The sequence below is a fragment of the Selenomonas ruminantium AC2024 genome (genome assembly GCF_000687995.1).
Lineage (GTDB): Bacteria > Bacillota > Negativicutes > Selenomonadales > Selenomonadaceae > Selenomonas_A > Selenomonas_A ruminantium_B.
In genome coordinates this window covers 1,201,292-1,225,986 of record NZ_JIAC01000001.1, presented here as the reverse complement: position 1 = coordinate 1,225,986, position 24,695 = coordinate 1,201,292, and the positions used below count along the sequence as shown (strand labels likewise).

At 51.7% G+C, this 24,695-nt stretch carries 17 protein-coding genes and 1 other RNA gene; 5 read left to right on the top strand and 13 right to left on the bottom strand.

Features of this window, described 5'->3' with window-relative positions; translation table 11 throughout:
- Positions 1-21 precede the first annotated feature (21 nt).
- Entirely contained in the window at positions 22-1,089 is a 1,068-nt protein-coding gene (locus P157_RS0105665; RefSeq protein WP_230578446.1) for an AbrB family transcriptional regulator, read from the top strand.
- A gap of 23 nt (positions 1,090-1,112) precedes the next feature.
- Here P157_RS0105665 and P157_RS0105660 read toward each other — a convergent pair whose 3' ends face one another.
- A complete protein-coding gene (locus tag P157_RS0105660; RefSeq protein ID WP_026760149.1) occupies positions 1,113-2,066 on the bottom strand; it encodes a magnesium transporter CorA family protein in 954 nt (317 codons plus the stop codon).
- 242 nt (positions 2,067-2,308) lie between these two features.
- Positions 2,309-4,294 (bottom strand): methyl-accepting chemotaxis protein, encoded by a 1,986-nt coding sequence (locus P157_RS0105655; RefSeq protein ID WP_026760148.1) that lies wholly within the window; start codon positions 4,292-4,294, stop codon positions 2,309-2,311.
- 173 nt (positions 4,295-4,467) lie between these two features.
- Here P157_RS0105655 and ssrA point away from each other — a divergent pair.
- The 3 genes from ssrA (at position 4,468) to P157_RS0105645 (ending at position 7,030) form a co-directional block, all read left to right on the top strand.
- Positions 4,468-4,807, top strand: a transfer-messenger RNA (tmRNA) gene (ssrA, locus tag P157_RS15085).
- A 176-nt stretch (positions 4,808-4,983) separates the two neighbouring features.
- On the top strand, positions 4,984-5,247 hold the full coding sequence (locus P157_RS0105650; protein ID WP_026760147.1) for a hypothetical protein: 264 nt from the start codon (positions 4,984-4,986) through the stop codon (positions 5,245-5,247).
- Positions 5,248-5,380: 133 nt separating this feature from the next.
- Positions 5,381-7,030, top strand: coding sequence for an RNA-binding domain-containing protein (locus P157_RS0105645; protein WP_026760146.1), 1,650 nt, complete (start codon positions 5,381-5,383; stop codon positions 7,028-7,030).
- Positions 7,031-7,098: 68 nt separating this feature from the next.
- On the opposite strand, the gene P157_RS0105640 is transcribed toward P157_RS0105645, so the two are convergent.
- From P157_RS0105640 to P157_RS0105605, 8 genes are all read right to left on the bottom strand, one after another.
- Complete coding sequence (locus P157_RS0105640; protein ID WP_230578445.1) at positions 7,099-8,142, bottom strand: restriction endonuclease; 1,044 nt, start codon at positions 8,140-8,142, stop codon at positions 7,099-7,101.
- Between the two features lie 150 nt (positions 8,143-8,292).
- Positions 8,293-9,078: a ZIP family metal transporter gene (locus tag P157_RS0105635; protein WP_026760144.1), complete on the bottom strand. Its 786-nt coding sequence runs from the start codon at positions 9,076-9,078 to the stop codon at positions 8,293-8,295.
- Between the two features lie 12 nt (positions 9,079-9,090).
- Entirely contained in the window at positions 9,091-13,014 is a 3,924-nt protein-coding gene (gene addA / locus P157_RS0105630; RefSeq protein WP_026760143.1) for a helicase-exonuclease AddAB subunit AddA, read from the bottom strand.
- The gene (gene addB / locus P157_RS0105625) at positions 12,980-16,570 is read right to left on the bottom strand and encodes a helicase-exonuclease AddAB subunit AddB (protein WP_026760142.1); all 3,591 of its coding nucleotides are present in this window, start codon (positions 16,568-16,570) and stop codon (positions 12,980-12,982) included. Before addB ends, addA begins: the two co-directional genes overlap by 35 nt.
- Positions 16,571-16,624: 54 nt before the next feature.
- Positions 16,625-17,602 carry a phenylacetate--CoA ligase family protein gene (locus P157_RS0105620; RefSeq protein WP_026760141.1) on the bottom strand — a complete coding sequence of 326 codons (978 nt, stop codon included), beginning with the start codon at positions 17,600-17,602 and terminating at the stop codon, positions 16,625-16,627.
- A gap of 35 nt (positions 17,603-17,637) precedes the next feature.
- Positions 17,638-18,426 carry a CheR family methyltransferase gene (locus P157_RS0105615; RefSeq protein ID WP_026760140.1) on the bottom strand — a complete coding sequence of 263 codons (789 nt, stop codon included), beginning with the start codon at positions 18,424-18,426 and terminating at the stop codon, positions 17,638-17,640.
- A gap of 204 nt (positions 18,427-18,630) precedes the next feature.
- Positions 18,631-19,077: an Hsp20 family protein gene (locus tag P157_RS0105610; RefSeq protein WP_026760139.1), complete on the bottom strand. Its 447-nt coding sequence runs from the start codon at positions 19,075-19,077 to the stop codon at positions 18,631-18,633.
- 122 nt (positions 19,078-19,199) lie between these two features.
- Complete coding sequence (locus P157_RS0105605; protein ID WP_155266709.1) at positions 19,200-20,417, bottom strand: PAS domain-containing protein; 1,218 nt, start codon at positions 20,415-20,417, stop codon at positions 19,200-19,202.
- Between the two features lie 170 nt (positions 20,418-20,587).
- On the opposite strand from P157_RS0105605, the gene P157_RS0105600 reads away from it, so the two are divergent.
- Entirely contained in the window at positions 20,588-21,331 is a 744-nt protein-coding gene (locus P157_RS0105600) for a Fic family protein (protein ID WP_026760137.1), read from the top strand.
- A gap of 240 nt (positions 21,332-21,571) precedes the next feature.
- Here P157_RS0105600 and nagA read toward each other — a convergent pair whose 3' ends face one another.
- Genes nagA through pth form a run of 3 tightly spaced genes read right to left on the bottom strand, consistent with a single transcriptional unit; the run spans position 21,572 to position 24,620 of the window.
- A complete protein-coding gene (gene nagA, locus P157_RS0105595) occupies positions 21,572-22,726 on the bottom strand; it encodes an N-acetylglucosamine-6-phosphate deacetylase (protein ID WP_026760136.1) in 1,155 nt (384 codons plus the stop codon).
- Between the two features lie 27 nt (positions 22,727-22,753).
- Positions 22,754-24,001, bottom strand: a complete 1,248-nt coding sequence (locus P157_RS0105590) for a radical SAM protein (RefSeq protein ID WP_026760135.1) — start codon at positions 23,999-24,001, stop codon at positions 22,754-22,756.
- Positions 23,988-24,620 (bottom strand): aminoacyl-tRNA hydrolase, encoded by a 633-nt coding sequence (gene pth / locus P157_RS0105585; protein WP_026760134.1) that lies wholly within the window; start codon positions 24,618-24,620, stop codon positions 23,988-23,990. Before pth ends, P157_RS0105590 begins: the two co-directional genes overlap by 14 nt.
- Positions 24,621-24,695 lie beyond the last annotated feature (75 nt).

Below are 24,695 nucleotides of genomic sequence, written 5' to 3'. Positions count from 1 at the left end.
GTACATATTTATAGAAAGAACGTGCATAGTTTGAAAGATTTCCTCTTTACCCTTTTGGTTGCTGCCTGCGGCGGCTTTGTGCTGTCCCTGGTAAATGCGCCCCTGCCCTGGACTTTGGGGCCTATTCTGGCAGTCTCCCTCACCTCACTAATCCTGAAGCGCCGCCTTGGCTGGCCGCTTCTCATCCGCAATATCGCGCTAATACCTCTGGGCTACTCCATGGGAAGACCCTTCACCGTAGAAACAGGGCAGGCCATCTTAAGCCAGCTGCCCTTTATGCTGCTGGCCACCTGCGTCACCATCAGCGCGGGAATTTTTTCGGCCTGGCTCATGTTCCGCCATACGAAAATCAATTTTACCAGCTGTCTTTTGGGCTGCGTTCCCGGCGGGTTATCCCAGATGGTTATCCTGGCGGCGGAAATGAAGGAGGCAGACCTCACCGCCGTCACCATCATGCAGACCATGCGGATGTTGTCCGTGGTGTTCGTGATTCCCTTTCTAGCCATCCATGTGCTACCTGCGGCAAATTCCACTGCCCATGCTGTTACGATGGAACCGACGGGAAGTATACCGGCCTTTGCGCTGGTGGCTATCGCCGGTGCTGTGATTGGCAAACGCATCAAACTGCCAACGGCCACGCTTTTAGGGCCTCTGCTTTTCACGGCGATTTTTATTGTAGCATCCGGTGACACAGCACCGGTTATTCCCCTGCATTATCTCAACGTGGCGCAGATTTGCGTGGGCAGTTATATCGGCAGCAGCATTGACCTGCGAAAAATCAAGGAATACCACGGCATGGGGCCGGTGCTAATTGGAAGCGTAATGCTGGTGCTGGCCGTATCTATGAGCATGGGGCTGCTGCTCTCCGTGCTCACTCCGTCGGATATTGCCACCACCTTCCTCTCCACTGCTCCCGGCGGACTTGCCGAAATGGGCATTACCGCTCTGGTGGTCGGTGCCGACAGTTCCACCATGACCGCCTATCAGCTCACCCGCCTCCTCTTCATCATGCTCTGCTATCCCGCCATCGTACGGCTGATTCTCTCTCATCACCGAAAATTGTCGCGTCAAAAAGACCAGTTATCCTGAACCTCAGGACAACTGGTCTTTTTTCAAAACATATCTTTTTTCCATAGCGCAATCGCTCCTGCGGTACTGATGCTCAAGGCAATCAAGGACGCATACAGGAAGCCTTCCGCCTTGTCCTCAAAGGGAACCGGCACGTTCATGCCAAAGAACCCTGAGACCATAGTCGGAATAGCCAAGATAATGGTCACTGCCGCCAGGAATTTCATCACGCGGTTCTGGTTGTTGGCGATAACCGAAGCAAAGGTATCTGCCATGCGGGCCAAAATCTTGCTGTACATATCCACCATTTCTTTGGCCTGCTTGTTTTCGATGATGACGTCTTCCAGCAAATCCTCATCTTCCTCATAGGCCTTGAGGATAGGCGTCAAGGCAGGACTTTTTCGCATACGCAGAAGTTTGTCGAGCACCGCACCATTGGAACGGATGGCAGCATTGAAATAGGTCAGACCCTTCTGCAATTCCAACAGACGCATGATTTCGCTATTCTTCATATCATGGCGCAGCTGATTCTCGATGTCGTCCGAGAGCTTGCTTATCTGGCGCAGATAGCGCAGATAGAACGTAGCGGATTTGTAGAGAATCTGGAACAAAAAGCGGGTCTTCTTGTAGGTACGGAAGAGTTTGGCCGTGCGTTCGTTGAACTCCGACATCACCGGCGTTTCTTCCAAGCAAACGGTGATGATGTAATCCTCGCTGACAATAATAGCCAAAGGCAAAGCATCATAACTGTCCCCGCCCCGGTACACCGCCACATTGGTCAGGACCATGACGGAATCGTCTTCGATATCCGTATGGGAGCGTTCCTCATCATCCAGTGCGGAGCGCAAAAAGTCCGGGTCAACCTCTGTAAGGTTACTGACCACTTTCAGCTCATAAGGTGTAGGGTCAACAATGTTAATCCAGGCTCCCTTTTCCAGCGTCTTTAAGGTCAGCTCCTGCAGTGGACCGCTCTCCATGGATTTGTAAATCTTTAACATGGATATCTCCTCTCTATATGGAGAGCACCATGCCGCTTATCTTAAGCCGTAAGGATAATGGCACGCGCTCTCCCTTTTGTAAAAGTGCATCGTTTTGGGTTTGCCGTATCAGGGTGATCGTCCATTATCCTCACCAGCCTTTCTGTCGAAAAATTTACCACGTTTGATTATACATCTATTTGTCAATTTTTGCCACAAAAATTTGACAGGTCAAAGTTGACCTGTCAAATCTGCTGTCAGCATTATAATTTGAACTTATTAATGGCTGCCTGCATATCCGAAGCAAGATGAGCCAGGGACTGGGAAGCTGCCGCGATTTCCTCGTTGGAAGCCGACTGTTCTTCCGTGGCCGCCGAAATGGAGGAAGTGTGGTCAGCAGTCTTGCGGCTGACACTGTCAATGGAATCCACCGCTTCTACGATATTGCCGGCACCGGAAGATACCGAGTTAACCGAAGAGGTGATTTCATCAATCTGCGTCTTGATGCCGTTGACCTGTCCCATAATATCCTGGAACTGCTCGCCCACATCTTTGATGGCCTTGGCCCCGAGCTGCACTTCCGTCTTGCCCTCTTCCATGGCCGCTACGGCATGGGCCGTATCCTGCTGGATGGTCTGAATACGTGCCTTAATCTGTTCGGCCGATTCCTGCGATTCAGCGGCAAGTTTACGCACTTCGTCCGCTACTACGGCAAAGCCACGGCCATGTTCACCGGCCCGGGCAGCTTCGATAGCCGCATTGAGGGCCAGCAGGTTGGTCTGGTCGGCAATGGATGAAATAGCCTCGACAATTTGGCCAATTTGCTGGGAGCTTTCACCCAGCGTACGCACCACGTCTGCAGAATTCATCACGCTGGTTTCGATATGGGCCATCTTCGTGGTCGCATCCTTCATGAGGAGTTCGCCCTGCTTGGCCGCATCAGAAGTATTAATCGAAGCCTCCGAAACCTTCTTGGTCTTTTCCGTCATCGCCGTGATGTCGTTGAAGACGAGGTCCACATTTTTCTTGGCGCCGTCAATATCCACCAACTGCTTATCCATGCCTGCTGACACTTCGCCAATGGTTGATGCCACATGCACGGCGGCATCTGCCGACTGCTGGGCATTGGCGGTAAGTTCTTCGGAAGCGGCTGCCACCTGTTCAGAGGTCGCCGCCATTTTCCCGATAAGGTCATGGAGATTTTGCTGCATTTTATTGAAGGCATTGGTCATCGAGCCAATTTCATCACTCGTGGTAATCGGCAGTTTATCCACCCGCAGATTGCCCTCTGCGAGCTGCGCAGCCTGACCTTCCAAAGCCACGATGGGTTTGGTGATACGGGCAGCAAAGGTGAGGCAGATGCCTGCTACGAGCAAGAAACCAATCACAATCAGCACACCGTAAATCATCCGCATACGATGAATCGGCGCAAATACGAAATCCGTCGGTACAGCCATAGCCACGAGCCAGCCCGTGGTGGGCACCGTGGTATAAGCACAAAGCTGATTTACGCCATCGGCATCATCATAGGTGAAATATCCGCTGCCGCTCTGAAACATGGAATCGAGCTTCTCGCCTACGCCCTTGATGTCCTTGGCTTCGGACATCGGCTGCTCCTTACCGGAGGTGGCCAGGAGTTTGCCGGTCTTTTCAATGATATAACCGATACCCTGGTCACGGTATTTAATGCGCTGCACCTGGTCTTTAAGCACCGTCAGCGTAATATCGCCGCAGATAGCACCACGGAACTGCTTGTTCTCGCCATAGAAAGGTGCTACTGCCGATACCACCAGGTCACCGGTACTCTTACTGGTATAAACCTCCGTGTAGACGGTTTTGCCAGCATCCCGGGCCTGCGAATACCAAGGGCGCTTGCGCGGGTCGGTCTTTCCCGTTTCATCCGGGCTGTAATACGGCAGGAACATCCCATTTTCGTCACCGCGGGTCATTTCCTGCATATCCTTATCAGAAGAAGCCACACTCAGGAAATAACGCAAGTCCTCATTGTCAAATTCCAAACCGCTCTTTTCCACATCTGTCATCAAATCCGCCTGCGCGGTAACAGACCTGGCTTTGTCTTTTAGCCAGCCGTCCACGGTTTCCCGCTCGGTGCTGACGTTGGCCATAATCTCTCCGTTCACCGCATCCGACAGGTTGTCATAAGCGGTAAAGTACCCCGTAGCCGAAACCACAATCAGGATTACGCCTACAATACCTGCCAGCATAATGAACTTCTGCTTAATTCCCATGTTTTCACTCCCTTAAAAATTTCCGCACATCTGCCCTGATAGAATAACCATTTGAGTCAATTATTTCTACACACGACCAAAAATCTCCTGCTAAATTTTATCGTGTCAAAAATATATTTTTCTTGTTTTCTTACATTAAAAATGATATACTTATAAAATATGAAACCTCATTCGGGGGTGTAATGGTCTCGACGGGGTATTGAAGCCACGAGGTTCGCAGGCCAATGGTTATGAAGCCTAACTCTTAACCGCTAAATGTAATTGACGAATTCGATTACGCATACGCTGCCTAAGCCTTGTGCTTAGCAGCCCCCTCGGTATCACTAGCTGCGGGCAGGGCTGAGGGTTTCAAATAAGCGCAGCAGTTTTCCGTGTTTTCGCAAAACACGGTGGTGGAGAACTCTGATTCCCAGAGTAACGCGCCTATGATGCTGGCATCCTCCAGCTATTGCGATAATGCCTTGTGATGTGGATGTATTTCGGACAGGAGTTCGATTCTCCTCACCTCCACCAAGATGGAGATACAGGCGCTGACATGTCAAATTGACAAGTCAGCGCCTTTTTGATTTGCATTTTTAACCAAAATATAATCAAAATCTTACGCAATTCCAAGAATCCGCCTGTAAGATAGTAACCATGGAACAGAAAGACATGGATGACCGCATCTATCTTGAAAGGAGATTCCCTCTATGAATAAGAAATTTATGTTAGCCGCCGCTTTAGCCGTAACGACTTTCTCTGCCGGCCTCGCAGGCAATGTTGCCAGTGCCAGCCAGACACCGGCTCCCAAGGCTCCCATCGCCGCAGAACAGCAGCATAGCAAAAAAGATGTGAAGCCCCACAAAGCTGAACCCCAGAAAAAAGACGTCAAAAAACATGATAAGAAAACGGCTAACGAAAAGCCGGTAAAACCGCAGCAGGATAAAAAACAGCTGCCGCCGCAGGCTCGCTAAAAAAAACGGGGATATGACGATGAACGCTCATGGTCATATCCCTGTTTTTTTACACGCTCAACGCACGCGTGCGTTTATTAAATTGATTTTAACACACGCGTGTGTTAAAATATGCGTAAAGGAGGCGATAGGCATGTGTACTTTCCCCCATACAGAAACTTTGACCATTGAATTTAAGAGCGATAAAAAGCCCCTGCCGGACAATGACATTATTGATGCAGTGGTCGCTTTCGCCAACACCGAAGGCGGCGATTTATACTTGGGCATAGAAGATGACGGCACCGTAACCGGTCTGCATCCCAGCCATCAGGATATCACACGGCTGACCGCTTTTATTGCTAACAAAACCGTCCCCCCGGTCAGCACGCGGGCAACCATTCTCACTGACAAGAACCTGCAAGTGCTGAAAATCAGCGTACCGAAATATACATCCATCGTTGCCAGTTCTACAGGAAAAATTCAGCGCCGCAGGCTGAAGGCTGACCACACACCAGAAAATGTGCCTCTCTATCCTTATGAAATCCCCCACCGTTTGTCCAGCCTTTCCCTTCTGGATTTCTCTGCCCAACCTTTGCCTGACACTACACGCCATGACCTTGATGCTACAGAACGTGAGCGCCTGCGCAATATCATCCGCACCTATCATGGCGAGCCGACACTACTGGAACTGGATGATTTGGAACTGGACAAAGCCCTGCGGCTTGTCGCCAAAGTCGGCGCAGATTACGTGCCCACCGTCACCGGTATGCTCCTTATCGGCCGTCAGGAACGCTTGCAGGAACTTATCCCCACCGCTGAATCCTCCCTGCAAATTATGGATAACGGCCAGCTACGCATCAACGAAACCTACACACTGCCCTTGCTCGCCAGCATTGAAAAAATCAACAATTACTTCACCACCATCAATCAGGAAGATGAAATGGATGTAGGCATGTTCCGCGTGCCCATTCCCCATTATGCTCCCCAAGCTTTTCGCGAAGCATTGATTAACGCCTACAGTCACCGGGATTATTCCTTGCTGGGCCGGGTTCGTGTGCTCATTGAACGTGAGGGCATCACCATCAGCAACCCAGGCGGTTTCATTCAGGGTGTCACTTATGACAAACTCCTTGACGCCGAACCGCACGGGCGTAATCCTGTGCTGGCTGACTGTCTGAAACGCATAGGCCTTGCCGAGCGCTCTGGCCGCGGCATTGACCGCATCTATGCCGGCAGCCTGCGCTACGGAAAAATGCTTCCGGATTACAGCAATTCCAATACGGATAACGTACGCCTCTACATTCCGGCCAGCCGCCCGGATAAGAATTTTATCCGCTTGCTGACCAAGAAGCAGGAACAACTCCACCGTGACTTCACCATTTATGAATTGATGGTGCTCAGCCAGCTAAAAGGAAATCAACTTCTGACATGTCAGGAAATCTCTGCCCACACAGGCATCCCCACTTACAAATTGGAAAGCACTTTGGAAACCCTGACTGCAGAAAAAATGATAAAAACCAGCAAACAGAGGAAAGTTATCTATTATACCTTCAGCGGTCAATCCTATAAAGTGCCCACCTGCGAAAACCACTTAGTCAAAGAACCCATCACGGACTACGCCGATTACAACCAGCAAATTATGAAACTAGCCAATAAAAAAGGAAACGTGACCCGAGCAGATGTCACCACCCTTTTACACGTTTCCCCAGCACAGGCATATCGCCTGTTAAATCGATTGAAGGAAAATGGCTTGCTTGTTTTGGAAGGGAAAGGGAAATTTTCCCACTACAAACCTGTTTGCTAACTTCAATGAGGAAGCGAGCATGTGCCTATAAACACACATACTCGCTTCCTTTGTTTACTATTAGCATTTTACTCCGACTTCGATATCGGAATATAAACCATCTTCAACGGAATCATCTTTTTATATTTGACACTCAAATTATCATAGTATTTCAATATCAACTCGACAAGCTCTGTACCATTTATCCCCCTAATTATCGGCGTGGTTTCAAGATACTTCTGAGCATTTTTCGTATAATTAGACAGCGTAACAAACAACCCATAATCCCCCTCACGCATAGCACCTTTTAGGGACTGAATCGTTGCTTCCTTAATATCGCTATCCTGACTCTTAACCTGCACCAAAATTCGTGGTGGCAATTCATCCTTATATGCAGTAATATCTATACCGCTATCTCCTCCATGTGGAGAAACTATCGTTCGATATCCCATCGCACCTAAGAGGTCAGCCACAAACTCCTCCAAATCATATCCTTTTAATTGACGACTAAGCTCTTTAAGTATGAAGTCTTTCGTATTTTCAATTATATCATCAGCGGTTGCCCCGACACTCTCATCTTCGGCATCTGAAGATAAAGACTTCTTGAATTCGTTATTGAGTGCCCCCAAAAACTCTTCTGCATAGTTTTTCACACTAAAAAACGTCATAGCCGAACCAATTTCATAAAGTGCTCCTTGCGAAAATGCCATACGCGGCATATGTTTCAGCCACTTAACTTTTCTAGTCTGTACATATTCTTCCTGTGTGGAATCATAACTATACTCACCTTCTATCACACCAATATTTACCTCGCGATTAATCTTGGATGGAAATACAACATAATCCCCTATCTGCACTTCATGGCAAAATCGATAAAGCATCCCCGCACTAGTCGCGATATTCCCCTTCTTAGCTTCAGGATAAACCTGCACATATTTTTCTTTAAATGCCTCTCTGTTCGCTTCCACTAAGGCAAGGTCCCCCATCTTCGGCCAGCCTATTGCAATGATATTATCTTTTAGAAACAGATTATCATTCAAAGTATGTATTCCCCAAAATCTGTTTTCTTCATTCTCCATAATTATATCCTTTCCTCTTCCAATAATCTTATTAAACGCATAATTCTCTATCATCCTCTTTTTTCCTGCCTTTCCTCTACAAAACAGGCTATGAAGTTACGGATATTCAATCCGCAGCTTCACAGCCTGTTCGTTGTTCGTCTCAAATATGTAATTTGCTTATAGAGTACAACTTGTTCCATTTTGGAACAAGTTGACATATCTTTACCCCAACGCCACATCCAATGTCATCATCAAAGTGAACCCTACAGCAAACGCAATAACACCGATATTGCTGTGTTCGCCTGCGGACATTTCGGGGATGAGTTCTTCCACCACCACGTAAATCATGGCGCCGGCGGCGAAGGCCAAAAGGTAAGGCAGAACCGGCAGGACGAAGCTAGCGGCTACAATAGTGAGCAGGGCGCCAACGGGTTCTACAATGCCGGAGAGGGCGCCGCTGATAAAGGCTCTGTGCCTGCTCATGCCTTCCGCCCGCAGGGGCAGGGAGATAATCGCACCTTCGGGAAAGTTCTGGATGGCGATACCGATGGACAGCGCCAAGGCCCCGCTCAAGGTGATGTCGGCATTGCCCGCCAGCCAGCCGGCAAAGACGACACCGACTGCCATTCCTTCCGGAATATTATGCAGTGTTACGGCCAGCAACAGCATAATGTTTTTGGGCAGTTTGCATTTTATGCCCTCTGCCTCCTGCGCGTCCATGTGCAGATGCGGAATGATATGGTCAAGGAGCAGCAGGAAAAGCGTCCCTGCCCAAAAACCAACAACCGCAGGCAGAAAGGCCAGCTTGCCCATATCGGCGCTGGCATCCATGGCAGGAATCAGCAAGCTCCAGACGGAAGCTGCCACCATGACCCCGGCGGCAAAACCGGTCAGGCCTTTTTGCACACCGGTCTTTAATTCTTTTTTGAGGATATAGACACAGGCCGCGCCCAAAGTAGTTCCCAAAAAGGGAATCAACAGCCCCTGTGCCACTTCCATTGATAACATATAAGCCCTCCTTTATCCTGCCTGTTCTGCATCCATGGGCACGAAACTGCCATTTTGCAACAGGTAGAGATAGGTTTTGTCCACTTTGCGGCCTAAGATGGCCTCGACGGCCTGACGGTACAAATCCAACTGAATCTGATAGCGCCGCCGAATGCGGGCTGCATCAGTCAACCTGTCGGTCTTGTAGTCGATGAGGATTAACTCCCCTGCCGCCGTTTCGAGCAGCAGGTCAATGACGCCCTGCGTAAAGACCCGCTCATCCTCCTCTTTGACTTCCGGGTAAAAATCCCTGGCTTTCAGCATACGGCTGAAGGGCAGTTCCCGGTAAAGCGCCTGGGCATTTTGCACGAGCTGGCCGATTTCGGAGGTGAAAAAGCTCTGTATTCCCTTGATGTAGACGATTTTTCCGGCGCCCTCCGGCAAAATGCCCTTGGCTTCCATGGCCGCCACCTGCTTTTTGATGCCCTGATAGCTTATATCTCCATGGAAATCCAGCCGCTGCATCACCGTGTGCATGATGGTGCCCCGTTCCATGGGCGAAAGTTTTTTCTCCTGTTCCTGCATAAAGCGGGGACGGGGCCAATCGGCTTCCTCCACTTTTGACAAGTCAATATTTGACCTGTCATTTTTTGATTGGTCAATTTCTGACTTGTCAACTTCTGACAGGTCAGGCTCTGCCGCTTCCAGTTCTGCGGCTTCATTCAGCACAATCAGCTGGCGGGCGGCAGGCAGTTCTTCTTCCCATTCGCTGCTTGCGGCAAAGCGCCGCTTTATCTCCGTTACCGTAAGTTTGGCCGGAACACGTTCGAGTCCCCAGTCCGGATACTGCCAATCCAGCATGGCCTCGACCTTTTCCTTGTCCGCAGACGCAGGCATCGGTGAAAGGTTCATGGCCGCCTGCAAAAGTTCATCCGAGCCTTCTTCGGAAGCAGTAGTTTCGGCCACCTCTGCTTCCGAATAAATATTTATCTTCACCTGCGCATCTGGTTCTAACTGCTGTTCCAATCCGCCGTCTGCCGTTACTCCGGCCAGCTTCCGCAGAGGAGCTGCCCCGCTATGACGGCAAAGAGCGGCTGCCACCCAATCCAAATAACTTGTGCCGCCGCTGATGGCAAAGTCCGGCAGCTGAGGCACCTCGCTGTCCACGTAACGGCAGTAACCCTGGGCTTTTTTCTCGGCGCTGTCCTCAGCGATTACGCCCGTCAGAATGAGTTTTTCCCGTGCGCGGGTCATGGCCACATAGAGGATGCGCATTTCCTCTGCTTTTGACTCGGCGCGGATTTTGGCCGCTACTGCCTGCCAGGGCAGGGATTTATAGATTTGCCGTCCGACCTTGGAGCGCGCTGCAATGCGCACGCCAATGCCCAGGTCCTTGTGCAACAGGAAGGTCCCCATGGCATCGCGCAGATTGAACTGCTTAGCCATATCCGCCACGATGACCACGGGAAATTCCAGCCCCTTGCTGCGGTGAATACTCATAATGCGCACGACATTTTCGCTGGCCCCTAAAGTTCGGGCCACGGATAAATCCGTATCCCGCTTTTTGAGATTTTCGATAAAGCGCAGGAAACGGAAGAGCCCACGGTAATTGCTGCGCTCGTATTCTGCCGCGCGGTCTGCCAGCATGCGCAGGTTGGCCTGACGCAGGAGGCCGCCTTTGAGGCCGCCGACATAATCGTAGTAGCCGGTCTCCCGATAGAGCAGCCAGATAAGTTCCGGCACACTGTGGCTCACAGCATAACTGCGCCATTTAGCCAATTCTTCCTGAAACTTTGCCGTGCGGGCCGCAAGTTCCTGCGGCAATTTGCTGTCCAGAGAAAAGCTGGCCAGCAGGCCGTCATATAAATCGCCCGTCGCCGAAGCCAGACGGATTTTGGCCAGTTCTTCCATGGAAAAGCCGCCAATCGGCGAAGCCAGCACCGCCGCTAGTGGAATATCCTGCCGCACATTGTCGATAACCGTGAGCAGGGCCAGTACCAGCCGCACTTCTGCCGCCTCAAAGTACCCGCCGTCCACATCGGCATAGGCAGGCACGCTCCTTTTCTGCATGGCTTCCAACAAGATGTTGGCCTTGCCGCTCACCGCGCGCATCAACACCGCAATATCACGGAACTCCAACGGACGGTAGCTGTCGCTGTCTTTGTCGAGCACCATATAGCCCTGTTCCATCAGCTGACCGATGCGCTTGGCAATATAGGCCGCTTCCAGATTGAAGCCGGATAAATCCTCAGCCTCATCTTCGCTGTCACTTCCCGCAGGCGCGGCCTTTTCCTCCTTGCCAGCACGCAGGACCAAATCCAATTCCATCGCCCCGCTTGCACCGGCAAAGCTGTGCTCATGGGCAGGATAATCCTTGCCGGGGTAGAGCTTGCTGTTCGCATCGTATTCAATATCCGCCGCGCCTCTGGTCATAATCTGGTCAAAGATAAAGTTTATGGGCGCCAGCACCTCGCTGCGGCTGCGGAAGTTCTGCTTCATGTTGATGAGCTGATTCTTATCACCTGCCGCGGGTTCTTCGGGAAAGCTGTCGTATTTGGCCTGAAAGAGATAGGGGTCGGCCAGCCGGAAGCGGTAGATGCTCTGCTTCACATCCCCAACGGTAAAGCGGTTGTCCTCCCGGGCAATCAAATTCAGGATGGCTTCCTGCACACCGTTGGTGTCCTGATACTCGTCCACCATGATGGATTTGTACTTCTCCTGCAGGGAAAGGGCCACCGGACTTGCCGCCACCTCTCCATCCTCATCATCAACGCAGAGAATTTCCAGCGCAAAATGCTCCAAATCGTTGAAGTCCAGAATGTTGCGCTCCTTCTTGGCAGCCTGCAGTGCCCGTCCAAAATCTATGGCCAGCTGAGCATAAATCGCAGCCGTCCGCTGATTGGCCGCAATGTCTTCCTCAATCTGCGCCGCCTCCTGGCTCAGATAATTGTCGGCAAATTTCTTCAACGCCTTTTTCACCGCATCCCGCCGGCTGTTAAACTGCTCGCGGATATCGGGATAGAGCGTCTTGAGGTCGTTATAGACTTTCCCCCGCATGGCAATCCAGGAAAACTTGCTGACCTGCCGGGCCAGTTCATCCCACTTTTGCCCGTCAGGATTTGCTTCGAGCACGTTAAAGGCCTCACGGATGGCGTCAAGGCCTGCCAAATCCTGCTGCATCAATTCGCCATAAGGCAGCCAGGCGGCAGTCAGCGCAGGGTCATCAGCAGTTTTTCCCAAGGCGGCCGCCTCTTCGTATTGGCTGATAACCGCCATCAGGCCCGCCCGCATTTCCGGCACAGCCGTCGTAAGCCAGTGTGAATGGGAAAGGTCAGTTCCCTTGTTTTTCTGCTGGCTGGTCAGCCATTTTTCGGGGAAGGGCTGGCTCTGGGCAAAATTATGCAGCTTCAGCACGGCTTCTTTGACTTCTTCATCGCCTTTTTCGTCGCCGTAATCGTCCATAAAGGAAATGAAATCCTCCCATTGCGGCATTTTATCCGCTTCCACAGGGCGCTCGTATTTTTCTTCCAGCATGGCTTCCAACGTGTCGTTTTTGAGCAGCACTAGTTCCTGCTCGCTGGCCAGACGGAACTTGGGGTCTACATCAATCGCTTCGATATGCTGACGGATAAGCCGCTGACAGAAGGAATGGAAGGTGCAGATATCCGCCCCGGTCAGAAGCACCATCTGCCGTTCAAGGCGGGCAGCCATCTGCTTGTCGGTAACCTTTGTCCGTTCCTTTTCCAACGCGGCCTCGATACGCTCGCGCATTTCTGCCGCCGCCGCATTGGTAAAGGTCACCACCAGCAGTTCATCCACATCCAGCTCCCCATTAATAAGCTGACGGATAATGCGCTCTACCAGCACCCGCGTCTTGCCGGAGCCGGCGGCAGCGGCTACCAGGATATTTTTATCCCGGGTATCAATGGCTTTCTGTTGGTCCTTGGTATATGGCATGGGCTAAATCCTCTCTTCCAATCTTTTCCGCCATCCGGCGTTCCATTTCTTCCTCGTCAAAATTGCCCACCTCATTGTAGGCAAAGCCCTCGATATCCGTATCGAAGCCGCAGAGCATTCGATAGTTGCAATAGGTGCAGGCCGTCCGTTCCGCCTTTTTGTCGTAACGGTAGGGACTGATGCGGATATTGCCGGACAAAATCTCGCGGCCCGTATCCTTCAGGATGTAATCCACATAACCTAACAGCAGTTCAAATTCCTGCTGGGTGCGGACGTAATGGCCGCTGATGGTCTTGGCATCGAGTTCCCCATCCTTTTTCGTCTGCGGCTTGATGTGTTCCAGCTGCGCGTCAATGCTGCGCAGTACATCCATATCCGCCAGTACCCAGCCCGGCATGGTGAGCTTCTTCTTAATCGCCGCCTGCATTTCCTCGGTGCTCATCCGCTTATCCGTGGCAATGGTGGGATTATGGAGCAGGGCGTAGAGAATCCCGGCGGGCAGCCTTTCCTTGTCCTGCTGTTTCAGAAGCTCCTGCCCCACCAGCACATAGACCAGCAGCTGCAGTTTGAGTCCATAGTAGACCTCAAAGAGATTGATGGCCGCCTGCCCCGTCTTATAGTCGAGAATCAGGAAGTAGGGATTTTCCTGATGTACGTCCAGACGGTCAATCTGCCCCTTCAGGGACAGGGAAAAACCATTGCCCAAGGGCAGCGGTGTCAACTGTACCCGGTCAAAGGCATGGCCAAAACCTTCCTCAAAGTAGGCAGGCTGGAACTCGGACATTGCCGCCCAGGCAGAAAGATGATTCACCGCCTGCAGGGCCGTAGCCTCCATGCGCCGCTTGTAATGGCGGTAATCGGGACGGCTCAGCAAAATTTCACTTTGCAGACGGGGCGCAACCTCCTCCACCAAATCATGGCAAATCTGCCCCCGCGCTTCCTCAGGCACATCCTGCCAGCGGCGGTTATAATCCTTAGCCACCATTTCACCATACTCACGAATGACCTCATGCAGGAGCTGGCCCAAATCCATCTGCCGGAATTCATAGGTATGGCGCTCCTGCAGCTTCAGGCCGTAGCTCGCAAAATGGGCAAAGGGACAGCGGCGGAACTGCTCGAACTGGGTGACACTGCCCCGCAGAAATTTGCCCCGCAGGAAGATTGCCTGCGCAAGTTCTGCCGGAATCTCCCCTACGGGAGCTTTGGGTGACAACCCGGCCAGGGCCAATTTCATCGGCCTCTGCAATTCCGGCTCTTTTAGCGCCCAATTGTAGACATCCTGCCAAAAAACATCCATCTTCCCCTCGTCCCGCTGTCCCCGCAGGGCATTGCTAAGCCCCGACACAGCAGGCCCTGCGGCCGAAAGCTGCAGCATATCATGGCGGCCCAAAGTCTCCAAGGGAATGGAGAGCAATTTTAGCTTCGGAAAACACTGCTTTAATTTTCCCACCAGCGGAGCAGGCTGCAGGCCGCTTCCTTCCGCATCTGCCAACGCATAGGATACCCAAAGGTACTCACGCGATTCATTAAAGCCGCGATAGAGCAGGAAGCGCTCGCCGAAGCTGCGCTCCTGGCCGCCACGGGAAATGCTCAGGGCTTCACCGCCCTCTGCCTTCATTTCTTCCAGTGCTTCTGCCAGATGGAGCCTGTCCGCATCCGTAAACATCCCCGTCTCGCCAATGCGCCGGGGCATGGTGCCGGCGTTGGCTCCAAGAATATAGATGGCCCTTGTTCCTGCCAAACTGTTCTGGTCAAAGGAAGCCACCGTCACATAATCAAGGCCAGGCGGAATCAAAGACAGGCTCACGGCATCAAGACCGTCTCCGAGCACTGCGGCAAAATCGCTCAGGCTCATCTTTTCCCCGCCGCTGATTTCCACAAGCTGGTCGAAAAATTCCATGATGTCTGCCCAAATCTGCTTGTGCTCAGCGGCATCGGCCAAACGGCCTTCGGCTTCGGCCACTTCCTGCCACTTCGCCAGATGGGCCGGCACCTCCAGAGCACGCAAAAAGTCATAGAGTGCCGTAACCTGACCGGTCACATCTTCGGCCTGCCGGATTGACTGGTCAAACCCGGCCAAGGCCTCCACAGCCTGCCGCCGCAAGCCGTCAATCTGCGCTAAATGTGCCTTGGTTTCCTCGTCGGTATCTTCCTCTTCCCCATCCAACGAGTACCGCCGATGCCAGTTCCAATCCGTCTCCTGCAGCCAGCGCTTGCGGCCCCGCAGGCCAAATTCCAGCACGTAGTTTTCGAGCTTGTCCACATCATCCCGCACCAAGGGGAAAAAGCCCGTGCGCAGACAGCGGAAGATATTTTCATAATTCCAGCCCTTCTGCACGACTTCCAGCCCCGAGCGCAGAAGTTCCGCCAACGGATGATGAATGCTCTGCCGCTTGCCGTCCGCAAAAAAGGGAATGCCATAATCCTGAAAGACCAAGGGCAGGATTCCATCATAATCTTCGGCATTGCGGATAAGAACACCGATTTCCCGATAGCGATAACCTTCCTCCCGCACCAGCCGCAAAATATCGGCAGCCGCCGTCTCCAGCTCAATACGGCGGTTGGCCGCTTCCACCAGCCGCAGATTTTCCGGCTCGTCTTTTGCGGCTTCCACCTGACCAAATAATTTTTCCTCGAGCCAGCTAAGCGCAGGATTTTGCGCACGGTAATTATGCGTAAGCAGGGTGACGGGCTGCCAAAAGCCTGCTTTTTGCGGTTCCAATTCCTGCATTAACCGGCAGATATTTTCCATCGTGCGATAGGGACGGTTAAATAGTCCCGTTTCACTGGTGTTTTCCGTAAGCTGGAAATTCACCTGCCCAGCAGGCAGTTGTTCCCCCATCATTGGCAGTGTAATATGCACCTTGGCGGCACTGGCGAGAATCGCTGCAAGCACATTCATCTCCTGCGGGTTGAAGAACACAAAGCCGTCCATCCAGACTTCCGCGCCCTGCATGAGCTCCGCTTCCGGAATCTTATCCGCCAGAATGTTCATCAAATCTTCCGCATCACTTTTGCGCCCGTCCATGGCGGCGGCAAATTCATCCGCAAGCGTGCTGAGTTCCCGCACCTTGCCGGAAAGGCGTTCCTGTCCTTTGCCGACCAATTCTGCCGCCTGCCGCAGCTTATCCGTAGTCAACCGGTAGCTTTTTATCTCCTTGATGGCATCAGACAGGGTTTCTGTAAAGCCCCGCTGCCGTGCCGCCCGGGCAAAGACCGTCAAATCCTTGTCCTTCTGATGCTGCAGCAGCAGTTTTTGCAGCAGCAGGCGCCGGCCCACATCACTGATACGGGGCAGGTCGCCGCCCGTTTCCAAAAGAATCTGCCGGGCAAAGCGGCGGAAGCCAAAAACATAGGCACGGAAAAAGCCCTGCCCATGTTCCTTCATCATGGTGGCAAGTTCCCGCTCTGCCTTATAGGTCATATGTTCCGGCAACAGCAGAATAAGCGCGGGGCCTAAAGGCCGCTCCGTCATTTCCTGCTGCATGGCCGTCAGGCAGGCATGCGTCTTGCCCGTGCCCGCCCGGCCGATAATAAAATCTAAAGTTGCAGTCATTGTCATTCCTCACAAAATAAAAAAGCCTTCCCCGCTGGGGAAGGCTCCAAGGTCTCACATAAAGGTAAATGGTGTGGTCACCCGATGCAGCGTGCGCCCGCAGTCGCATGTATCCGTTTCCATCATTACGGCCTGTCCTGTCCGGTAACGAATGAGCGGCATGGCCTCCGCCATTAAGGTCGTCACCACGAGCTCGCCCATCTGATGAGGCTCCGTCACCACCTGGTCACTATGGAAGGCCACAATTTCCGGATAGAAATAATCTTCCTGAATATGATAGCCCTTATGGGCTTCACATTGGAACAACATGCTGGCCGTTCCGAGTTCCGCCGGTTCATAGAAATTGTACACGGTGGCATGGGTTCTGTCCGCAATATGTCTCTGCATAGCATTCTGCAGGCCCTGCTGATTGCGGCAGATAACCCGGGTAATGGGGTAGTCCGCTATATTTTTGCCCGTAGCCTGCAGCTGGATAATCAGCTGCATGATGAGCTGGGGCGTACTGATGATGGTGTCCATGCTCACCAGTTCCATAAAGCGGAGCCACTGCCGGTAGTCCGTGCCCATGGCCACCACGGTAGCTCCGAGCATTTCCAGCGCATACTGGATATCCATGCTACGGCTGTCGGACATATCGCCCTGCAGGGCCACCACGGAAGTCTGATTAATTCCCGCCGCCACCAGACTGCGGGTCATCATCTCCACATTATGGGCTATATCACCGTTAGTGTAGAGTTTCGTCACCTCACCATTTTCCTGCTGCACCACGCTGAAGCGCAGGATGCCGGACAAAGGCATGGTGAGAATATCCAACGAATCAATCTGATAAAGCTCATTAGAGGTCAGGAAAGGAAGCCTCTTGACATCCTCAAGGCTTTGAATATCCTTTGCAGTCACGCCGGCCTTGGAAAATTTCTGTTGGTAGAAGAAACTCTTCTCCTCTGCCCATTTGAGCTGCTTTTGCAAGCGCTCCAGCTGCAAGGCCTGCATGCCTTCCCTATCCAATTGTTCTATCTGTTGATTCGCGTACATGATTTAGCTCCGATCCTTTATTGGTATTGTTGACATTAAGTCAATGGTTTCTGATAGAAGAATGGCTGGAAACTGGTATAACCTAATTTGCGGAAGTTTAAGATAGCCTCTGTTGCTCCTACAAAGAGGATGCCGCCGGGCTTGAGCGCCTTGAAGAAGTTAGCGTAAAGCTGGTCTTTGGCTTCTTCGGTGAAATAGATAACCACATTGCGGCACAGAATCAAATCAAAGCCGTTTTCGAAGGGGTCTTTGAGAAGATTGTGGCGCTTGAATTCAATGCAGTTCTTAATCTCCTGGTTTACTGCGTACTTCTCACCTTCGACGGGCTTGAAATACTTATTGAGTCGTTCCGGCTTCATGGCCTTGATTTCATCTTTGGTATAGACCCCGCGTTTGGCCTTGGCCAGGATTTCAATATCCAAATCCGAAGCTAAGATGCGATGCTTCACATTTGGGGTCATTTCCTTCATGATGATGGCCAGCGAGTACGGCTCAGCCCCGATGGAGCAGCCTGCACTCCAGATATTGAGTTTCGACGAACGCTTCAGGAGGTCGGGAATAACATCCGTCTCCAGCTTGCCAAATTTCTCCGGAGTACGGAAGAACTCAGACACGTTAATGGTCAGATACTCTATGAAGGCCGCAAAATCATCTTTGTTCTTGGCCGCATTATCAAAATACTCCACATAGGAGTTCATACTGGCTCTGGTAACCAGATTGCCAATACGCCGTTTCATCTGGGGTTCTTTGTATAAGTCCAGATCGATTTCGGTCTTGGATTTCAGTTTTCTCTTAAACTCCGCCCAATCCTTTTCATCCATCATCTTTAGTCCCTCCCAACTCTCCTCTGGTCTGCTCGCAGACGATTCCTTTTCTACTTACTCTATGTACTATTCCCTTTCCATCTAAAAAAATCCTGCCTGTTCCCGCAGACAGTAAAAATATTTTCACATTTCCTTTTTATTCTACCATAAAGAGAGCCTGCTGGCACCCTTTTTCTGGCACTGGCAGACTCTCCCTCTAAATCATCACTCGATATCAAACACCGTACGGCCATCCTCTTCCTTCTGCTTGGGCAGAACGATATGCAGGATGCCGTTCTCAAAGGCCACGTTTACCGCCTTTTTGTCAATAGAATCAATGTAAAAAGTGCGCTCGAAGTCACCGCTCTTGCGCTCCCGGCACAGATACTTGATGCTGGCATCTGCCGCTTCCGCCCGCTGAGCCTTGATGCGCAGATAATTGTCATCATCATAAGACACGGTAATCTGCTCTTTATAGAAGCCCGGCAGCTCTGCAAAGAGTTCATAGGCGGCCTCTGTCTCGACCACATCCACCTTGAAGGAGGACAGGGCACCGCTGACTTTGCCCAGAGGATTCAGGGACTGCTCCGCTGCGTAGCTTAAAACCTTTTCCAAAACATCATAACCGCGCTCAGCATTTTCTTTCAGATGAAATGGCACTGCTCTAAACATAGATACCCCTCCTATTGATTATGAACGATAATTCCTTGCTTCGATATGTCATATTGTACTATAATATTCTGAAAATTGCAAGCAGGAAAAAGACGCCCAGAGCAGCGTCCCAAATTCGTCACTTACCGCTGGGCAAATTTTTCCAGAATATGGCTGCAGTCCTGCACCGCCTCCAAAGTTCCCATATACTCACCGGCCTCATCATACACAGCCATATACTTTACGAGAATCGGCTTACCCATGATATAGCGGGCCACCTCCAAGGATGTGCGCTTTTTCGCCTTGAAATCTGCCACAAGATTTCTGACCACGGGCACAATATGCGGCGGGTGGCACTCGGCCACATCCCGCCCCAGTGCCGCCAAAGGCCGCGGGAACACACGGCCTTCATTGATGAAGAAGCGCAGCTTTTCCTCTGCATCGATAAAGGTGAGGTCCAGGGGCAGCAGCGAAAAGATGGCGCTGAGCTGCTTGACGGTTAATTCCCCCGTAGGCAGCTGAATCCTGCCCGCCAGAATGTCCTGCTCTCTTACCTTGGTCAGCTCTTTTGCCGCCCAGTCTTCCCCTTCCTGCCACTTCGGAGGATTTTCCACAAAGGCCATGCCCATTTCGCCAAAATCCCGGTAAATCAGCAGCCATTCCTCCGCCGTATAAAAGCGCAGGCACAGCGGAAAGAGAATCTTTTCCTCCTTGGCAATCATCCCCCGTGCCCGGCTGGCCACTGCGGCAATGCGCCCTCTGTAAAGCATAACATTATCGGCGTCTTCCATGACCGCGCGGGTGAGGACGCCCAATTCCTTCTTGATTTCATCATCCTCATTCCACATGACCTGCGATGGCCCCGTTACGCCGTATTTATAAAGCTGCGCCATCAAAAGTTCTTCCTTCTTGGCATAATGCGAGCGCAGCGCATTGACCTCCTGCATAGCCTTAATGACCCGCGGCGCATCCACTTCCTTATCTGCGCCACACTCGCCCTGCAGATTATCCAATACCTTCTCCAAACCGGCATTTTCCAACCGCAGCAGGCTTATCGGATGCCCTGCGGGCAGTTCCATTGACATGTCAAAATGACCGGTCATTTGACATGTCAAATTCTCCTGCGGCATCGGCGCCCCATTTAGCACCTGAAAGCCCTGCGCTTCAAAAGCTGCCACTACCTGCGTTAAAGCCACTCCCTTCATCGCCGCCGCCCGCGGAATCGTCATAATATTGCCCATGACCTGCAGCGCCTCCAGGCTGACCAAATTCCCCAGCCCCAACCCGCTCAAAATCTCCGCCACCTGCGGTTCCGCTTTCACCAGCTCCGCCACCATCAAGCTAAAATCTATCGTCTTCATCAAACTTTCTCCTTATGTCAAACTAAACCGTATGATCCATTGTCTCCATTATAAATGCCCAGCGCAATACTTTCTGTTTCAATCGTTACAAAACTATCCGGATAATCTCCCATCCCCCGCCCCATACTGTGATATAATAAAAGAGATAATTTTTTTGAAAGGAGCCTGCAATGAGTCCACAAGAAAATGTCCAACTCTTAATTCACCAGCTAAAAACAGAACAAGCAGCCAAATATAAAAATGGCATTTATCATTATACGCAGACCAGCCTTGCCTACAACAGCAACCGTATCGAAGGCAGCAAGCTCAGCCATGAGCATACCATAAACCTGTTCAACACCCATACGATTCTCAGCAACGGCGACGAAGTCATCGACAGCAATGACATCATCGAAACCATGAACCACTTCCGAGCCTTTGACTATATATTGAAAAACTATGACCAGCCCACAGATGAAAATTTTATCAAGCAACTGCACCAAATTCTCAAAGCCAATACGACCGATGTTGACCTTGACTGGTTCAATGTGGGCGAATACAAAGGTTTGCCCAATACCATTGGCGATAAAGAAACCTGCGCTCCCGATAATGTAGCAGGAGAAATCCAGAAACTGCTGACGCATTATCAAAACATAAGCAGCCATGATTTCCATGACCTGCTCAAATTTCATGTAGACTTTGAAGCCATTCATCCCTTCCAAGATGGAAATGGACGAGTAGGACGCCTGTTGCTCTTCAAAGACTGCCTGGCCTTCGGTATCATCCCCTTCATCATCGACAATGACCACAAACAATTTTACTACCGCGGCTTGCGGGAATTCTACCGTGAGCCGGGGTATCTGACTGACACCTGCCTCTCTGCGCAGGATAAGTACACAGCTTACTGCAAGCACTTCGTAAAAGATTTCAGCTAAGTTTTTTAACTACGAACCTAGCAATAAGCGGCAGGCGGAGACTGGCTGACAGCAGCGTTAGGCGCGGAACGTAAAGAAAATATTTTTTATCATACGACAAAAAGGGCTGGAAAAGTCAACTGTCTGAGCACAGCGAGTTTTGACTTTTCCAGCCCTTAAATTAAAGATAAAAAATATTTTTAGTTCCGCGCCGCAGCGGATGACAGCTAGTCCTCGCCTGCCGCGCCTTTTGCCACAAACTCAATCGTGGTAATAAACCTTGCCGCCGATAACGGTCTTGTGAATCTGCACCTCTTCATCAAAGATAACAATATCCGCCCGCTTCCCACTTTCCAGCGAGCCGATTTTCTCATACAGCGCCAACTCCTGCGCCGGTGTCTTCGTCACCATCTCGATAATCTGCGGCAGCTCCGCTCCCGTATTCTCCCAGAAAATCTTAACACAGCGGTTCATCGTTGCCACACTGCCGGCAATGGTGCCGTCTTTTAGCGTGGCGAGTTCCCCCTTGACAAAGACTTCCTGCCCGCCCAATTCCGAGGGGCCATCGCCCAAGCCGCAGGCACGCAGGCTGTCGGTAATCAGCACGATGTTCTTCCCGCCCTTGGCATGATATAAGAGCCGCTGCGCCGCAGGATGACTATGCACATTATCGGCAATGATTTCACAGTTGGCTTCGGTATCAAAAGCCGCGCCTACCACACCAGGACTGCGGTGGCTAAAGCCCGTCATCGCATTATAGACATGGGTGAAGTGATGAATACCATGTTCCTTAACTGCGCTGACTGCCGTATCGTAATCTGCCGCCGTATGCCCGATGGACACAGTGATGCCGGCAGCATGGCATTTATCTACGAAATCGTAATCCGGCAGTTCTTCGGGAGCCAGCGTAATGATTTTTACCACCTTTTCCCAAGGCTTCACCAGCTTATAATCTGCCTGACGGATATTTTCTTCCGCCTGTGCGCCCTTCTTTGCCGGGCTGATAAATGGGCCTTCCATATGAGCACCAAGTACCCGCGCGCCCATGGGCTGGCTTTCCATGGCCTCCATGACGGTAGCCAGAGCATCCTCGACCTCATGCCATCTGCAGGTCATGGTCGTGGGCAAAAAGCCTGTTACGCCGGTCTGCGCCTGCAGTCTGGCCATGCGAGCCAAAGCCTCTTCCGTACCATCCATGGTGTCCGCTCCGGCACAGCCATGAATATGGACATTGAGGAAACCCGGCGCCACATAATTTCCTTGGGCGTCAATCACCTCTGCGTTCTTGGGAATTTCCCCGTCTGCCACAAAGCCTTTGATTTTCTCCCCCTCGCAGAGCAGGACGCCCTCTTGACGGGCGACGAAATCGCCTGCTTCATTGGGAACAATAAACTTGCCGTTCTGAATTGCTAACACGAAACTGCGCCTCTTTTCTCCAGTTGTTTAGTCTTCTACATAATGGCTGAAACTGCCGATAACGAGCTGTGGGAATTCCGCATGGAGTGTTTCGATAAACTTCCGCGTGCCCACAGCCTTGCCCTGCGGTTCCGGCATGATGTCGAGGAATGCGTCGGGGTCGATATTGAGATTGCGCACCTGAATCATCTGCACCGGCAGCTCCCGGAAGAATTCCTGCCAGGCCGCCAGCTCTTCCTCCCGGTCATTGAAGCCGGGGAAGTACAGCAGATTCAGGGACACATAGACGCCCTTGTCCAACGCATAGCGGATGGACTCCTTGACATTTTCCAGATGGTAACTGGCACGGTAATAGGCATCATAGCCTTCATCCCTTGCAGAAATAATAGACACCCGCAGGGAATCGAGGCCTGCGTCCACAATCTTCTTGACGCCTTCCGTCCAGCCCACGTTGGAATTCATGTTAATCTGGCCCTTATCGGTCTGCTGGCGAATCAGCTTAATGCCCGCGGCGATATTATCCGCCGCCAAACTCGGCTCGCCTTCACAGCCCTGACCGAAACTGATAATGCCATCGGGAGCCACCTGCAGATGGTACACGCCGACTTCGGCAATTTCCTCCGGTGTCGGACGGAAGTTAATGCGCTGTTGCGGTGACGGACAGCACTCTGCGGGCTGCAGGGAGATACAGCCAAAGCAGTTGGCATTGCAGACCGGCGAAGTTGGAATGCCGCATTCCCAGCGGCGGTAGAAAAGGTTCTGCGCCGTGCAGCAGTGCCATTTTAGTGAGCAGCCTGCGACCTGTTCCACAATGCGGTTGCCCGGCAAATCCTTCTTCGTACGCTTGACGAGATTTTTGAGGTCCTTCGTATTGTAATGCACGGGGTCCCATTTCTCGTTTTCATCCGTATAAACAGCGGCGCAATAAAGCTCGTCCTTGTAGACCACCACTGCCGTATAGCCGTATAACGGCAGGCGCTCTGCTTCTTCGGCGCGCTCATAGGCGGGCATATAGAGGCGCGTATAACCGGCCGGCAGAATCGCGGCCACAGCCAGCCCACTGATGGGCATAACCTCGCCATCACTGGCCATGCCCACCGCCAGATGGTCGGGCAGGAGCATTAAATCCGCGCTTTCCGGCAGGGGAATCAAATCCTCCGGTTTGAGCAGGATATTATCCCTGCCTGTACGGCCCATGCCCTGCATACCCGGAGCATCTAAGATATTGCCATCCTCATCGGCATAGACAGCCGTAATCAACTCATTCTGCGGCATTTTCTGTGCCTCCTTCCTGCGTTTCTGCTGCTTCAACAGCCTTCTTTTTCTTCTGCTTCTTGGGATTATACTTATTCATCGCCATATCCACATCTTCTTTTACAATGCACTCGACAGCCGGCAACAGGTAGTCAATGGCTTCCCTGATTTTCGGCTTGTCCTCGTCCGTAAACGGTGCCAGCACATGATTGACCACCGTCCAGCCCGGCAGGGGACGACCAATGCCAATCCGCACGCGGGCAAAGTGTTCATCCCCCAAATGCGCCAGTACGGATTTAATGCCGTTATGGCCGCCCGCACTGCCCTTTTTGCGGATGCGCACCGTGCCCGCCGGAATATCCATATCGTCATGGACAACGATTAAATCCTCCGTCTCCAGCTTGTAAAAATTCATCAGCGGCCCGATTGCCCGCCCGCTTTCGTTCATATAGGTCAGAGGCTTTACGAGCAGAATTTTTTCCGTGCCCAAAAAGCCCTGCGCGACTTTGGCATCGAATTTATCCTGCCAATTGTCAATGCCCAATTTATCTGCCAGCGCATCCACTAGCATAAAACCGACATTATGCTTGGTCGCAGCATATTCACTGCCGGGATTGCCCAGGCCTGCTATTATTTTCATAACTTCCTCCTAAAAAAATAGCCTTCCCCTAGAGGGGAAGGTGGCAGCCGTAAGGCTGACGGATGAGGTGTAAAA